We start from the raw sequence: 13,466 nt of genomic DNA, 5'->3' as shown, positions 1-13,466 counted from the left end.
GCGTACAACATCATCCGCCTTCCCAAATTGATCGGATCGACGGGCGAAGTGTGTCTTGAGGGAGATCAATAAGCCGATATGGCCAGAAAACCCGCCTCAATCGGCCAAAATCCCACCGCACGACAGCAAGTCTGTAAAAAAATCAGACCCACAGCAAGCAACTGCGCCAACGCAGAGCGAATTTCAGCAGCCTGCTAAAGCGCATGGGAGCGCTACTCTGCCCTCCATGCGCTAGCGCCTTGTGGATGAGATCCCACAGCAACTTCAGTCCGATTGCACCGGGATACTCAAACCGGAAGTGACGATCAGCTCCGAGGCTGCAGCAGCGCCAACGCGACCGTCGACGCAGCGAGGACGGCGGTAAGGGTCAAGGGCCCGACAGCGCCGTAGTGGTCGACGATATAGCCGCCGAAAACCGCGCCGATACTGATGGCCACCTGAAAAGAGACGACCATCAGGCTGCCCGCCGCCTCCAGCGCGTCCGGCGCCCCGCGCGAAAGATTGGTCGGCAGAACCACCGGCGCCATGCCGAAGGCGAAGCCCCAAAGTGCAACGAGCGCAAACGCGATGCCGGTATGAGCGCCTCCAAGCACCAGAACGAGCGCCGCAAACCCCATGAGCGCGGCGGTGACAGCCAGTGCTAGGCCGATACTGGCGTCGGCCATTCGGCCACCGGCAATGTTGCCGATCACAGAGGCGATGCCAAACCCAAGCAGCGCCAGGGCGATCGATCTGGTGTCAAGTAGGGTCACTTGCTCGAGGAAGGGACGCACATAAACCGAGCCGGCGAAATGCCCCGTCATCAGCAAAAGGATGGCAAGCATTCCAAGTTGGATGCCGCGCCGCCGTGTCAGCCGAAAAACGTCGGCGAGACTGTTGCTTGTGCTTGCAGGCAGTGTTGGCAGGCTGAGCACCTGCAGCAGCATGGCTATCGCGGCAAGCCCGGCGGTCATCGCCATGGCGCTGCGCCAGCCCAACCAGTCGCTGATCAAAGCGCCCATCGATGGTGCAGCTATAGTGGCGAGCGAGACGCCGAGGGTGACGATAGCCATGCCCCGACCTGTCGCATTGGCGCCGACCAGCCTCGCCACAACGGCGACTGAAAGCGCCCAGAAACCGCTAAGCGCGATGCCGAGCCCGGCCCGGCCCAGCAACAACACCCAAAAATCGGATGCCAACGCTGCAAGGATATTGGAGCCGATCGCCAACGCACTGAGACCAACCAGCACCGCCTTTCGGTTCAGTTTGCCGATGAGAACATTGCTCAACAGGGCGGTCACGGCCCCGACGGAAGCGGTAGCGGTGACGACCTGTCCGGCTGTTCCCTCAGTAATGCCGAGATCGCGGGCCATTGGCGTCAGAAGGCCCGCCGGCAGGAACTCAGCCGATACGAGCGCAAAGCTGGTGGCCGCCATCGAAAGAACGGCAAACCAGGTCGCCGCGGGCCATGCGGATTGCTCGGCGGTCTCGAGCTCAATTGTTGCACCGTCGATCTGTGATGTTGTGTCCGTCATCGAAACATCTCCTATGTTGGAGATTTCATAGACGATATTCTTGGGACGATATGTGTCTTAAAATCCGAAATTCATGTCTGCTCGTCCGGAATTTGTGCGACGCACAATGCCTGGCGAGACGCGGGTGACGCGCTTGAAAGCGCGTGCGAAGGATGCCTCAGACTCATAGCCTAACCGGGAAGCAACTTCGGCAACCGACATGCCGCTTTGTCCCAACAACTCGCGGGCAAGCTGCATCCGCAGACGGGCGAGGTAATGCGCCGCGCCTTCCCCTAAAATAGCGCTGAAGCGCTCGGCGAAGATCGAGCGCGACTGGCCTGCCACACCGGCGAGGCTTTCGAGGGTCCAGTTTTGGCCCGGGTCTCGGTGCATGGCCGCCAAGACACGACCGATGTGGGGGTCGCGGATGGCGGCGAGCCAACCGGTGGTCGAGGCTCCGCTGCAATTGACCCAGCAGCGAATAAGCCGCGCTGCAAGCAAGTCCGCCATGCGCGACAGCACGGTCGCGCTCCCCATTTGTGGCTGCGTCGCCTCCGTCGACATAGCGGCCAGCAGCGGGCCAACAATCGGATCATTGCCGGCCACATCGCAGCCCTTGATGATTGGTGGCATCAGAGCAATCAAGGGGTTGAGCGCATAGGCGGCCAAGGCCATAGAGCCGCAGAAGAGGGTGCTGGCCGCCCCCGTTCCTTCCCGCACCACTTCGCAGACGTTGCTCCCCAACTTTGTTATCTGACAGCTTTCAAGCGAGTCGCCCTCAACGTCTGGCGCGCTGGCCAATCGATGCGCGATGCCTTGCGGCAGCAGCACGAGATCGCCATCATTCAATTCCTGCCAGCCTTCGGCTTCGGTATGGATCCAGCATGGACCCTGGCTGACAAAGTGAAAGCGAAGCAGCGGTTGTTGCGGAAACGCGATGCTCCAGGGATGTCTAAGTTCGCAGCGTCCATAGTTGACGCCACTCAAGCGAAAATCTTGCAGGACTTCGCTTAGAGCATCCATTGGGATATGTGACGGCGACGACGATTGAGACGAATGGTCAAGCATCCCGCTGATTTAGGTGTCAAGCGAATGGCATTCAAGCAGGTGGCCCCGCCAAGCGGCGGCTTTGCGTATCGTGTGTGATGTCAATGTGTCGCCAGCACGGCCTCTCTCATGCCTGTCCGACCAAACGCCTCGCGCTGACACCTACCTCGGCCGCAACAGAAAGATTGGTTTTCGCTGCGGTCGATCAGAACGAGGTCGTCTCGATATCAGGGCCAACGGGCAGCCGCCTGCGCTCACGCAGCCGGTCGCAAGGCAAGGGCAGCCCGGTCCGTAAGGGCTCGACGCCCATGAAAGGTTAACGATGGTTGCCCAGCGTTCGAGCGGAATGTCTCCGCTTTTCACATTGTTGTTTGCCGTCACGGGCGGCGCTGCGGTTGGCAACCTTTATTGGTCGCAACCTTTGTTGACCGATATCGCCGGCAGCTTTGGTGTTCAACCAGCGGCGGCCGGCGGACTGGTCACAATGACCCAACTCGGTTACGCAACAGGTGTCGTTTTCATCGTGCCGCTCGGCGACGTTCTTGATCGACGACGTTTAATCCCCGGGGTGATGTTTCTGTCGGCACTGGGTCTCGGGGCTTGCGCTCTTGCGCCGACGTTCGCGGTCCTCTGTGCAGCCCTGGCCTTCGTGGGACTAACGACAGTATCCGGCCAGTTGCTCGTGCCCCTGGCCGGCGATCTGGCGGGAGACGAAGTGCGGGGCCGGGTAATTGGCACGGTCGTCTCAGGCATGCTGATCGGCATCCTGCTATCCAGAACCCTCAGCGGTCTTGTGGGTGGCGTTCTCGGCTGGCGCGCCATCTATTGCCTCGCGGCAATCGTGACACTGATTTTTGCTGCGGTCCTGGCACGTCGGTTGCCGAGCGAGCGGACACGCGGTCGCGTGCAGTACGGCGACCTCCTGAGGTCTATCCTGACGCTGGTTGCCACTAAACCTGCGGTTCGGGCGACGCTGGCGATCGGCGCATGCGCGTTCATGGTCTTCACGATGTTCTGGACAGGCCTGACGTTTCTGTTGAGCGCTGCGCCGTTCAGTTACAGCCCGGTGCAGATCGGTTTATTTGGGATCGCCGGCGTCGCTGGGGCGCTGGTCGCAAGAAGGGCTGGTGTCCTGCATGATCGAGGACTTTCGGTGCCGGCGACCGGGGCTGCCCTGTGCTTGGCTCTGGTAAGCCTGTCTATCGCCGGTCTGGGCGGTCAATCCGTCGCCATGATCGTCGTGGCTATCATTCTGCTCGATGTGGCAATTCAAGGCATCAATGTCCTGAATCAAAACCGCCTTCTAGCTTTCTAGCTATTGACCCAGCATCACGCAGCCGCTTGAACACAGTGTTTGTGGCCTGCAACTTCATCGGCGGTGCCGTGGGTTCCGTTGTCGCCGGCGCGTTGTGGCAGGGGTGGGGCTGGAGCGGGCTCGTCGGCGTGCAGGTCGGTGTCATTCTTCTTGCGCTCGCTGTTTGGTGTTTCGGGCGTAGCGCGCTGCGAGCCGGTCCAACAGCCCGTCCAGGCGGCGACAAAATTTCCAATCAAAAAAGCAACCGAGGGAGCACTTCATGAAGATCACCCGTAACGGTTCGCAGCCTTCAGCTGCGGGGCCTACTGAAAATTTCACCGGGCATGTCCGGATCGACAGCCGATTCAATGCCGAGGAGCCGGGACGTGCGGGCGGTGGAATAGTCACCTTTGAGCCCGGCGCACGAACCAACTGGCACACGCACCCGCTCGGGCAGACGCTCATTGTTACTTCTGGCATCGGCTGGACTCAATGCGAGGGCGGTCCCAAGGCAGAAATCAGAGCCGGGCACGTCGTCTGGTGTCCATGCCAGCGCCGTCACTGGCACGGGGCGACGGCTACCGCCGCGATGACACACGTGGCAATCGCCGAGGTGCTCGATGGCAAGGTCGTCGATTGGATGGAGCCCGTGACAGACGCGCAGTACCTCGCCCCAATCCAAGAGGACTGACCGATGTATGTCCGGTTCAGTGGACGTTTCGAGCTATCACCTTCAACCGGTCGATATGAAATCGCTTTGCGTCGGATGGGCGTCGAGACTCGACATTCACGGCTTTGATGGCCTCTTTTGACATTCCCAGTTCGCAATCCTGCCCGACAGGAAGCGGGCCAAATCGCTCACCGCTCTGCGTCCGGCAGAAGTCTCCTATTGCGCATTCCGGCCGGCACACATCAAGGGATTATGCCGAGCTTACCATCCTGACCTAGTGGAAATTCCGAGGTTTAGGAAACTGGCTCGGCATAATATCCGCTTCGGGATAAATTCCGGACCTGCACATTGATACTTCGAAATCAAAGGGCGGAATTTTCACGAAAAAGTCAGCGTGATAGCTCATCCTTGATGGAGAATGCGGCGGTTCGATTCCGTTCAAGGCGAGGCGGGCTACCGGTTCAAACCAATCTCGACTTCGCGGCCAGGAAATGCACCAACCACCCAATCTGAAAAGATCTGCGTCGAGGCCGGAACTGTTCCTTTAGGAAGCGCAAGATAGAAAGCGTGGCGAGCAATCGGAGGCGCATCGACGGGCTGTATCAACGAGCCCTTATTGAGGAAGTTCTCGATCAGTGGGGGACCGATCAGAGCGAAGCCTTGGCCATCGAGAGCTGCCTGAACCAGATTGGTGTAGGAGTTGACCGTGATGCCGGTCCGAGCCTTGCCCATGTCGATCCCGAGGGTGTGGAAATACTTCGCCCATCGGGTTTGCTCGTCGTAAGGACCTTCGAGATGAATGAGAGGCTGCTGAAGTAGATCTATGGGGGACAGTCTGGTCCCGGATGGCAACAGCTTGTCTGAGCAGGTGGGACTGATGGACTGACGGCTGAGAAAAGTCGCCTCGGCATTGTCAGGTTGCGCATCACCGTATCGGATAGCAACATCGATATTGTCGTCGAAGCCCAGGTTTCCGTCGGAAACGATAAACCGCAGCTCGATGTCCGGATGGATTGCCCTGAACTCGCCAAGCCTTGGCATCAGCCAATAGGTCATGAAACCCGGCGTGGTCCCGACATTGACGACATTGGTGTCGGCTTGCCTGGTGATCTCCGCTGTCGCCCGAAGCGCTCTCTCCAAGGCATCGGAAATAGCTACATGATACCGCTCTCCGGCCTTCGTCAGCCTGACTGAGCGCTGCAAGCGCTGAAACAGCGGGACACCAAGGAATCTCTCCAGCGCTTGGATCTGCTGGCTGACAGCCACGCGTGAGACATTGAGTTCCATCGCCGCCTTGGTAAAGCTAAGCTGACGTCCAGCGGCTTCGAAGGTCACGAGGTGGTTCGGGGGTGGCAGTCTTGACCGAAGCTTTTGCATAAAGCTGAGCTTACGCATATCGTAGGAATTAAGCAACTTGCCATCGCCTGTATGGAACGTAAGCTGACCCCTGCTTGATAACAATAATTCAACATACGACGCCGGAAGCTTGATGCTCACCGCCGAACGTTCAGGCGTAATTTGTTCGAAAGGGGAACGACATGAAATCTATTCTTGCAGCAACCGGCTTGCTTGGCGCGAGCCTGCTTGCCAGCGTCACCAACGCGAATGCCGCGTGCGGCAATGTCACGATCACCGAGATGAACTGGTCATCGGCCGCGGTGGTCACCGCTGTTTCCAGCTTCCTGATGGAGCAAGGCTACGGCTGCACCGTCAAGAAGGTGCCGACTTCCACCGTTCCGGCACTCACCTCGCTTGCCGAGACTGGTCAACCGGACATTCTGACCGAGGTCTGGCCAGGCGTGGCCGATGTCTATTACAAGCTCGAAAAGGAAGGCAAGATCGTCAAGGTCGGCGACGTGCTGTCCGACGGCGGCGAAGACGGCTGGTGGATTCCCCAGTATCTTGCCGATGCCCATCCCGAGCTGAAGACCCTCGACGGAATTCTGGCAAATCCGAAGCTCGTCGGTGGCAAGTTCAACAATTGCCCGGTCGGCTGGGGCTGCCGTACGTCGGATGACAATTTGATCAAGGCGTTTGAGCTCGAAAAACACGGGATCGAGATCTTCAACCACGGATCCGGCGAGACGCTCGCCGCTTCGATTGCTTCGGCTAACACCGCGAAGGAACCCTGGTTCGGCTACTACTGGGCACCGACAAGCGTGCTCGGCAAGTACAAGATGTTCAAGGTCGACATGGGGCCAATCGACAAGGACAAGGCAAAGTGCAACGCCACGGCCGATTGCGCGACACCCGGCAAGACCGGCTGGCCGAGCGCAACCGTGCTCACCACCATGGGCAAGTCCTTCTACGACAAGAACCCCGAGCTTGTTGCGCTCATGAGCAAGGTCAGCTTCAAGAACTCGCAGATGAACGAACTGCTTGCCTGGCAGGAAGACAACAAGGCGACTGCCGACGAGACCGCCGTCCACTTCCTGACAACCTACAAGGACGTCTGGCCGAGCTGGCTTTCTGAAGAAGCCAAGACCAAGATCAGCGCCATCGTCAAGTAACGTCTCGGGTCCGCAGCCATATGCCCGCGGACCCCATCACGTTCGATCCTTGTCTCAGGGGCAGCGTCAAGCTGTCCATCAAGTTTCAGATCCTGGGTGCTCATGGCTTTTTACGACGGACTGTTCAATTACCTTGGCCTTCGTGACTGGTGCGACGCTTCGGCCTCGACCGGCCCGGTCAGCATGGCCGACCTGCTCAAGAAGAGCAAAGAGGCAGGTGGGCCGCCGCCCTCATTTATGGACGCTCCCTTTCCTTCGCTCGACGCCTTCCACGATGCCTGCCGGGCCATTCCACGGACGCGCGATTTCACGTCGGGCATCGAAAGCGGCTTCCTCTACATCCGCGTGGCCCTGAAGACGGTGCTCGATCCACTGACCCAGCCGCTGTCCTGGCTGCTCGATTCATCGCTGCGGCTGGTCGAGATTTCGCCCTGGTGGGCGCTGGTCGTAGCGCTCCTGCTCCTGGTCTACCTCACGTCCCGGTCGTGGTCGATCCTGGCATTGGTCGCTGCGGGGCTTCTAGTTCTCGGCGTCGTCGATCACCTCCACTATGCGTTGCAGACCATGGCGATCGTCTTTTCCTGCACCTTCATCTGCATTCTGGTTGGCATCCCGATCGGCATACTCATGGCGAAGAGCGAACGGATGGAGAGGCTTTCGCTTCCCGTGCTCGATATGCTCCAGACGCTGCCGTCCTTCGTCTACCTGATTCCGCTGATCTTCCTGTTTTCGGTGACGGAATCGAAGCTCTACGGCATCGCCATCATTCTTTACGCGGTCGTCCCGGTCATTCGCCTGACCAATCTCGGTATCCGCATGGTTGACGGCAGCGTCGGCGAAGCCGCTGACGCTTTCGGCATGGATGGGTGGCAGAAGCTGTTCCGGGTCGAAATGCCGCTGGCATTGCCGAGCATCATGGCCGGGGTCAACCAGACAATCATGATGGCGCTTTCGATGGTGGTGATCGCATCGCTGGTCTCGGCCCCCGGCCTTGGCGTCCTCGTCCTGCGCGGCATCAACAACCTCGAGCTCGGGACCGGGCTTGTTGCGGGTCTCGGCATCGTGTTGCTTGCGATCATGTTCGACCGGGTGAGCAAGGTCTCGATGTCGCGTATCAATGGAACTCTCCAGCCACGGGGAGAGCGCCGTTGACTGACCAGCCGAAGATTTCGATCCGAAACCTCTACAAGATATTCGGCCCCCACCCTCAGGCCATGGTGCCGAAGGTTCATGGTGGCATGGGCAAGGCTGAGCTTCTCGAAAAGCACGGTCATGTCCTCGGGCTGAGAGACATCAACGTCGATATGCGCCGCGGCGACATCACCGTCATCATGGGCCTTTCGGGATCGGGGAAGTCGACCCTGATCCGGCATCTGAACGGTCTGATCAGCCCCACTGCCGGTGAAATCCTGCTGGACGGCATCGATGTGGCTGGCTTGACGGGAAAGGCACTTCGCGAGCTGCGACGCTTCCGCATGTCGATGGTGTTTCAGAGCTTCGCCCTGATGCCGCACATGCGTGTGGTCCAGAATGTCGAGATGGCGCAGGACGTCAGGGGCGACAACAAGACCGAGGCGCGGGAAAATGCCATCCGCTGGCTGGCGCGGCTCGGGCTCAAGGGTTACGAGAACCATTACCCGCACCAGCTTTCCGGTGGTATGCAGCAACGCGTCGGCATTGCGCGCGCACTTGCCTCCAATTCTGATGTCATGCTGATGGACGAGGCCTTCTCGGCGCTCGATCCGCTGATGCGCACCGACATGCAGAGCCTGCTGCTCGATCTGCAGCACGAGCTTTCGAAGACCATCATCTTCATTACCCACGATCTCGATGAGGCGCTCCGGCTCGCTGATCACCTTGTCATCCTCAAGGATGGCGTCGTCGTCCAGCAGGGTGAGCCGCAGAGCATCATCCTCAATCCCGCCGATGCCTACATCGAGAAGTTCGTCGATGACATCAACCGCGCTCGCGTCCTGCGAGCCGGCTCCGTCATGGTCTCGGACGTGGCGAACGGCGCGGCGACCCTTGGTGAGGTGGATATTGACGACAACCTCGATACGGTTATGGCCTGCTCGGAGGGCGATCTTGCCTGCAGTCTAACGGTCTTGAAGGACGGAACGCCGGTCGGGGTGATCAGTATGCAGGACGTCTTCAGGGCGTTGGTGCCGCGGCATGCGGCAAAGCCGGTCAGCGTCGAAAGTGCTGCCGCCCGGACAGTCAAACAGGAGCAGGCATCTTGAATTACCTCGACCATTTCTACATCGATGGCCGCTTCGTTCCGGCCGGCGACAGGCCCCGGCGCGTCGTCGTCAATCCGGCGACTGAGGAGCCGGCCGGCACCATCGCCATGGGTACGGCTGAAGACGTCGATCTGGCGGTCAGAGCTGCTCGCAAAGCCTTCGGCATTTATGCCTTTTCCTCCCGCGAGGAACGGCTGGCAATGCTGCGCCGGGTCCTTGAGTTGTTCGACGCGCGGGCCGAGGAGTTCGCGCGCCTGACAACGCTGGAAATGGGTGCGCCAATCACCTTTGCACGTGATGCCCAGATCGCCGGATCGCGAGCGCATATCGCCGACACGATCCGCATTCTTGAGACTTACGAGTTCGAACGCCTCGCGGGCCGGACATTGCTGTCCTTCGAGCCGGTGGGTGTCTGCGCCCTAATCACGCCATGGAACTTCCCGGTGCTGCAGATCATCACCAAGGTGATGCCGGCGCTCGCGACCGGATGCACGATCGTGCTGAAACCGAGCGAATATGCGCCGATCAGCCCGATGTTGTTTGCCGAAGTCCTCCGCGACGCCGGCGTCCCTGCGGGCGTCTTCAATCTGGTCAATGGCGACGGGCCGACGGTCGGCGAAGCAATGTCGAGGCATCCCGATATCGACATGGTCTCATTTACGGGATCGACACGCGCTGGCGTTCAGGTTGCGAAGAATGCCGCCGACACCGTCAAACGCGTTCATCAGGAACTCGGCGGCAACTCGGCCAACATCGTGATGCCGGATGTCGATCTCGAGGCCTCGGTTACCAAGGGCGTTCTCGGCGCCTATCGCAATGCCGGCCAGTCCTGCACCGCTCCCACGCGCATGCTCGTGCCCCGCCATCTTCATGATGAAGCCGTCGAGATTGCCAGGCGCGCGGCAGAGTCCGTTGTCATCGGCGACGTGAACGATGATGCGACGACACTCGGCCCTGTCGTCAACCAGAGGCAGTTCGAGCGCGTCAAGTCGCTGATCGATGCGGGAATTGCCGAGGGCGCGACGCTGGTGACGGGCGGATCCAATATGCCGGCCAACATGAACCGTGGCTTTTTTGTCAAGCCGACCGTCTTCGCCGACGTGACGCCGGAGATGAGCGTGGCGCGCGAGGAGATGTTCGGACCCGTCGTCAGCCTCATCCCCTACGACGGTACGGAGCAAGCCATCGCAATCACCAACGATACGCCCTATGGCCTCGCCGCCTATCTGCAATCGAAGGATCTCGCGGTCGCCAAGCGCGTCGCGTCCAGGCTTCGCGCGGGACAAGTCATGATCAACCATCCCTCGTGGGATGCATCGGCTCCGTTTGGCGGCTTCAAACAGTCCGGCAATGGCCGCGAATGCGGGGAGTTCGGCTTCGAGGCCTTCGTCGAGGTCAAGGCTGTCGGTGGGCTGCACGAGGATTGACGGGCAGGCTGAGTGTCAATCGGCGTCCAAAATTGGCTCTGGCGCAGATTTGGTGCAATTCTCTCATGTCGCGCCTATCAAGCGGGCTTGAAGGAGATCGAGCTTTCCGCGTCCGTACATCTGGCGCTTCACCAGTTTAAGCTTGGTGATCTGCCCCTCGGTTTGTCCGTTGGACCACGGTGAGACGATCGCTGCTCGGACCGCCTGAATGTCTTTTGCCACCCCGTTGCCAAACGAGGAAACCAGACTGTCGCGGGCTTGGTCTATCCACGGCGCGAGCTCGTTTTCCGCCTTGCGCCGGATCATGCGGTGGAAGTCGGCGATGATGTCGCGAGCTTTAACCAGCAAGGGAACACCGCCTTCTATTGCAGCGATGGTGACGGTCTCGGATTTCGTCAGATTGTCTCTGCTGGTTGTCAAAAGGCGGGCAATCGTTCGGGCAGAGGGGATGCGGTTCAACGTTTCCGTATCTGCCTTGTCGGCCCGCTTCCGTCGCGTTGCCCATTCACTCACGACCCGGCGCGAACCACGAAAGCCCTGTGTTCTCAACCGCCGCCATAGCTCAGTAGCGTTCCGCTTGCCAGCAGCCCATTGCGTGTCGAGCCATTCGAGATAGGTCTCCAACGAACTTTCTCTTGACCGAAAGACGTCATTGCGTTGTCCCCTGAGCACTTGGCGGACCAAACCGCGGCTATGACCGGTACGGCGCACGATTTCCTTTATCGTGGCACCGTCCTTTGCTAACGCCATGATGACCGTGTTGGTCTGTTCGCGCCGGAGATAGCCTTCGTATTGAAGGCGTTCGGCCGCGGTCAGCAGCTTGGGATTAATGCGCGTTGCACCGAGCGTCTTGCGGATTTGTCGCATCGATTTGCGGACGGAGTCCAAGAATGCACGGCTGGCATTTTCCATCAGATGCCATCGATCAGCGACCTGCACTGCATCGGGCAACGCCTTTGCTGCCGCCAGCCCGTAAGCGCCGCCGCGGTCACGCGCAATAATCTGGATTTGGGGATTTTCCCGCAACCAGGCCTCTGCCGTCGCTGGCTCACGGTCCGGTAGCAGACGGATCGGGCGCCGACGCTCCAGGTCACACACGATCGTGCCATAGCGATGATTGCGCCGCCAGGCCCAGTCATCAATGCCGATCACCGAGGGTGGGATCGATGGCGGCAACCCTTGCCTGCGGATAACTCGTAGCAAGGTGTCGTTACTGACGGGGAGCATCAGCCGCTGGGCAAAACGCGCCGCCGGGCGTCCTCCAAGTGCAAGCGCTAAATGATGGACGAGATGCTCGAGACGCCCGGTTCGTCTGGCGTAGGGAGGCAGCACATCGCCGAACCGCTCGGAGAATATTTGCCTGCCGCAGAGGACCGCGTCACAGGTGAACCTCCGTGTGCGGACGAGAAGTCGGACACGCCTTCCCGAAAGGGGGAGGTCCGCGACCTGGCGGCAATAGCGGCTTCTAACCGTTCGCGACATTCGTCCGCATGCCGGGCATGACGCAGTAGCGCCGGCTCGGGAAAGCAAGATGCAGGTCTCATCGTCAATGTGGGTGATGCGTTCGGCGATGAAACCCGCCGGTACCAAATCAGAGGGGCGAAACTTGGTGATCATCAGGCTGATTCCTTTGTGGAAACCAGCAAGGCAGCATCGTCACAACTGCATCAAAACTGAGTCAGAGCCAAATTTGCACGCCGAAACACAGGCTGAGAATGGTCACCAACGAGCGACCAATTCCCTGACCTGCCGTGAGAGCTTTCAGTGAAGGATAAACGATGGTCCGGCCACCGAATTGCGCTCCTCGCTTTGCGATTTGAGGGCAGGCACAAAGACACTTCTTTGACGCTGTTCTCTCAATGACTGTGGCGATGCTCCATGGAACAGCCGAAAGCACTTGCTGAAGTGTGACGCCGATACGAATCCGCAGCCTATCGCAATATCCACAATGGGCATGCTGGACTGAAGTACCATAAGCCTGGCGTGATCAAGCCGCAGTTCAAGATAGAGACGGGCGGGGGATGTCGCAATTTCCCTTGCGAACACTCGTTCCATTTGCCGTCGTGAAAGATTGATATGCTCGGCAACGGCCGAGATTTTAACCTGCTCAATTATGTTGTCTTCCATGAATTCCACGGCGGCGATGACAAGTGGGTTGAGCGAACCTAACGTCCTCCGATGGGATCGCTGACGCTCCGACGGGTCTCTCTGTCTGCCAATAATTGCTTGCTCGCCAATTGCCAACGCAACCTTCCGGCCGAACCTCTCGCCCACAAAATGAAGCATCATGTCGAAAGACGCAGTTCCACCAGCGCACGTGTGAACGTCGCCATCGCTCTCCATGAGATTGCCACCAACGATCGCTGTCGGAAACATTTCTCTCAACATTGGGCTATGTTCCCAATGAATGGTGCAACGTCGGTTCGATAAAAGGCCGGCGTCGCCGAGAATGAAGGCGCCTGTGCATAGCCCAGCAATTTCGATACCGGAATTACGACTTTGACGGAGCCAGCCCGCAACAGTCTTGTCGAAGGCGTTTTCGACATACCATCCGGAGCAAACGACAATCATGTCCGCACGTTGCGAGTGCGGCACGAGACGCTCTTCCGAAACCGAGCGGTCAGGGGCAACAGGAATTCCACAGCTCGCTAGCACCGGCTTTCCGTTGGCGGTAACGATCCTCCAGCTGTAGGCTTCTCGTCCGAGCACGGCGTTCGCAAGACGAAGCGCCTCGATCGCGGCCGTGAATGCAAGCATCGTGAAGTCCGGGACAATGTAGAAGACA

Annotated in this window: 11 protein-coding genes; 6 read left to right on the top strand and 5 right to left on the bottom strand. The window is 59.4% G+C overall.

Features of this window, described 5'->3' with window-relative positions:
* Positions 1–305: 305 nt before the first annotated feature.
* Complete coding sequence (locus HJB84_RS26545) at positions 306–1,514, bottom strand: MFS transporter (protein WP_221117380.1); 1,209 nt, start codon at positions 1,512–1,514, stop codon at positions 306–308.
* A 57-nt stretch (positions 1,515–1,571) separates the two neighbouring features.
* The gene (locus HJB84_RS26540; RefSeq protein WP_221117379.1) at positions 1,572–2,561 is read right to left on the bottom strand and encodes an AraC family transcriptional regulator; all 990 of its coding nucleotides are present in this window, start codon (positions 2,559–2,561) and stop codon (positions 1,572–1,574) included.
* Between the two features lie 301 nt (positions 2,562–2,862).
* On the opposite strand from HJB84_RS26540, the gene HJB84_RS26535 reads away from it, so the two are divergent.
* Both HJB84_RS26535 and HJB84_RS26530 read left to right on the top strand, forming a co-directional pair.
* A complete protein-coding gene (locus HJB84_RS26535; protein WP_221117378.1) occupies positions 2,863–3,855 on the top strand; it encodes an MFS transporter in 993 nt (330 codons plus the stop codon).
* A 259-nt stretch (positions 3,856–4,114) separates the two neighbouring features.
* Positions 4,115–4,525, top strand: coding sequence for a cupin domain-containing protein (locus HJB84_RS26530; protein WP_221117377.1), 411 nt, complete (start codon positions 4,115–4,117; stop codon positions 4,523–4,525).
* Between the two features lie 432 nt (positions 4,526–4,957).
* Here HJB84_RS26530 and HJB84_RS26525 read toward each other — a convergent pair whose 3' ends face one another.
* Positions 4,958–5,839: a LysR substrate-binding domain-containing protein gene (locus tag HJB84_RS26525; protein WP_311045006.1), complete on the bottom strand. Its 882-nt coding sequence runs from the start codon at positions 5,837–5,839 to the stop codon at positions 4,958–4,960.
* Positions 5,840–6,042: 203 nt separating this feature from the next.
* Here HJB84_RS26525 and HJB84_RS26520 point away from each other — a divergent pair, with 203 nt between their 5' ends.
* From HJB84_RS26520 to HJB84_RS26505, 4 genes are all read left to right on the top strand, one after another.
* The gene (locus HJB84_RS26520; protein ID WP_221117376.1) at positions 6,043–7,014 is read left to right on the top strand and encodes an ABC transporter substrate-binding protein; all 972 of its coding nucleotides are present in this window, start codon (positions 6,043–6,045) and stop codon (positions 7,012–7,014) included.
* Between the two features lie 102 nt (positions 7,015–7,116).
* Positions 7,117–8,166, top strand: a complete 1,050-nt coding sequence (locus HJB84_RS26515) for a proline/glycine betaine ABC transporter permease (RefSeq protein WP_221117375.1) — start codon at positions 7,117–7,119, stop codon at positions 8,164–8,166.
* A complete protein-coding gene (locus tag HJB84_RS26510) occupies positions 8,163–9,254 on the top strand; it encodes a glycine betaine/L-proline ABC transporter ATP-binding protein (RefSeq protein WP_221117374.1) in 1,092 nt (363 codons plus the stop codon). Before HJB84_RS26515 ends, HJB84_RS26510 begins: the two co-directional genes overlap by 4 nt.
* Positions 9,251–10,681 carry an aldehyde dehydrogenase family protein gene (locus HJB84_RS26505; protein ID WP_221117373.1) on the top strand — a complete coding sequence of 477 codons (1,431 nt, stop codon included), beginning with the start codon at positions 9,251–9,253 and terminating at the stop codon, positions 10,679–10,681. The genes HJB84_RS26510 and HJB84_RS26505 overlap by 4 nt, the downstream gene beginning before the upstream one ends.
* A 63-nt stretch (positions 10,682–10,744) precedes the next feature.
* Here HJB84_RS26505 and HJB84_RS26500 read toward each other — a convergent pair whose 3' ends face one another.
* Positions 10,745–12,298, bottom strand: coding sequence for an ISL3 family transposase (locus tag HJB84_RS26500; RefSeq protein ID WP_221117372.1), 1,554 nt, complete (start codon positions 12,296–12,298; stop codon positions 10,745–10,747).
* Between the two features lie 144 nt (positions 12,299–12,442).
* On the bottom strand, positions 12,443–13,438 hold the full coding sequence (locus HJB84_RS26495) for a GlxA family transcriptional regulator (RefSeq protein WP_221117385.1): 996 nt from the start codon (positions 13,436–13,438) through the stop codon (positions 12,443–12,445).
* Positions 13,439–13,466 lie beyond the last annotated feature (28 nt).

It is taken from the genome of Rhizobium sp. NZLR1b (assembly GCF_019685155.1).
Taxonomy (GTDB): Bacteria; Pseudomonadota; Alphaproteobacteria; order Rhizobiales; family Rhizobiaceae; genus Rhizobium.
This window is presented reverse-complemented; position numbering and strand designations above follow the sequence as displayed.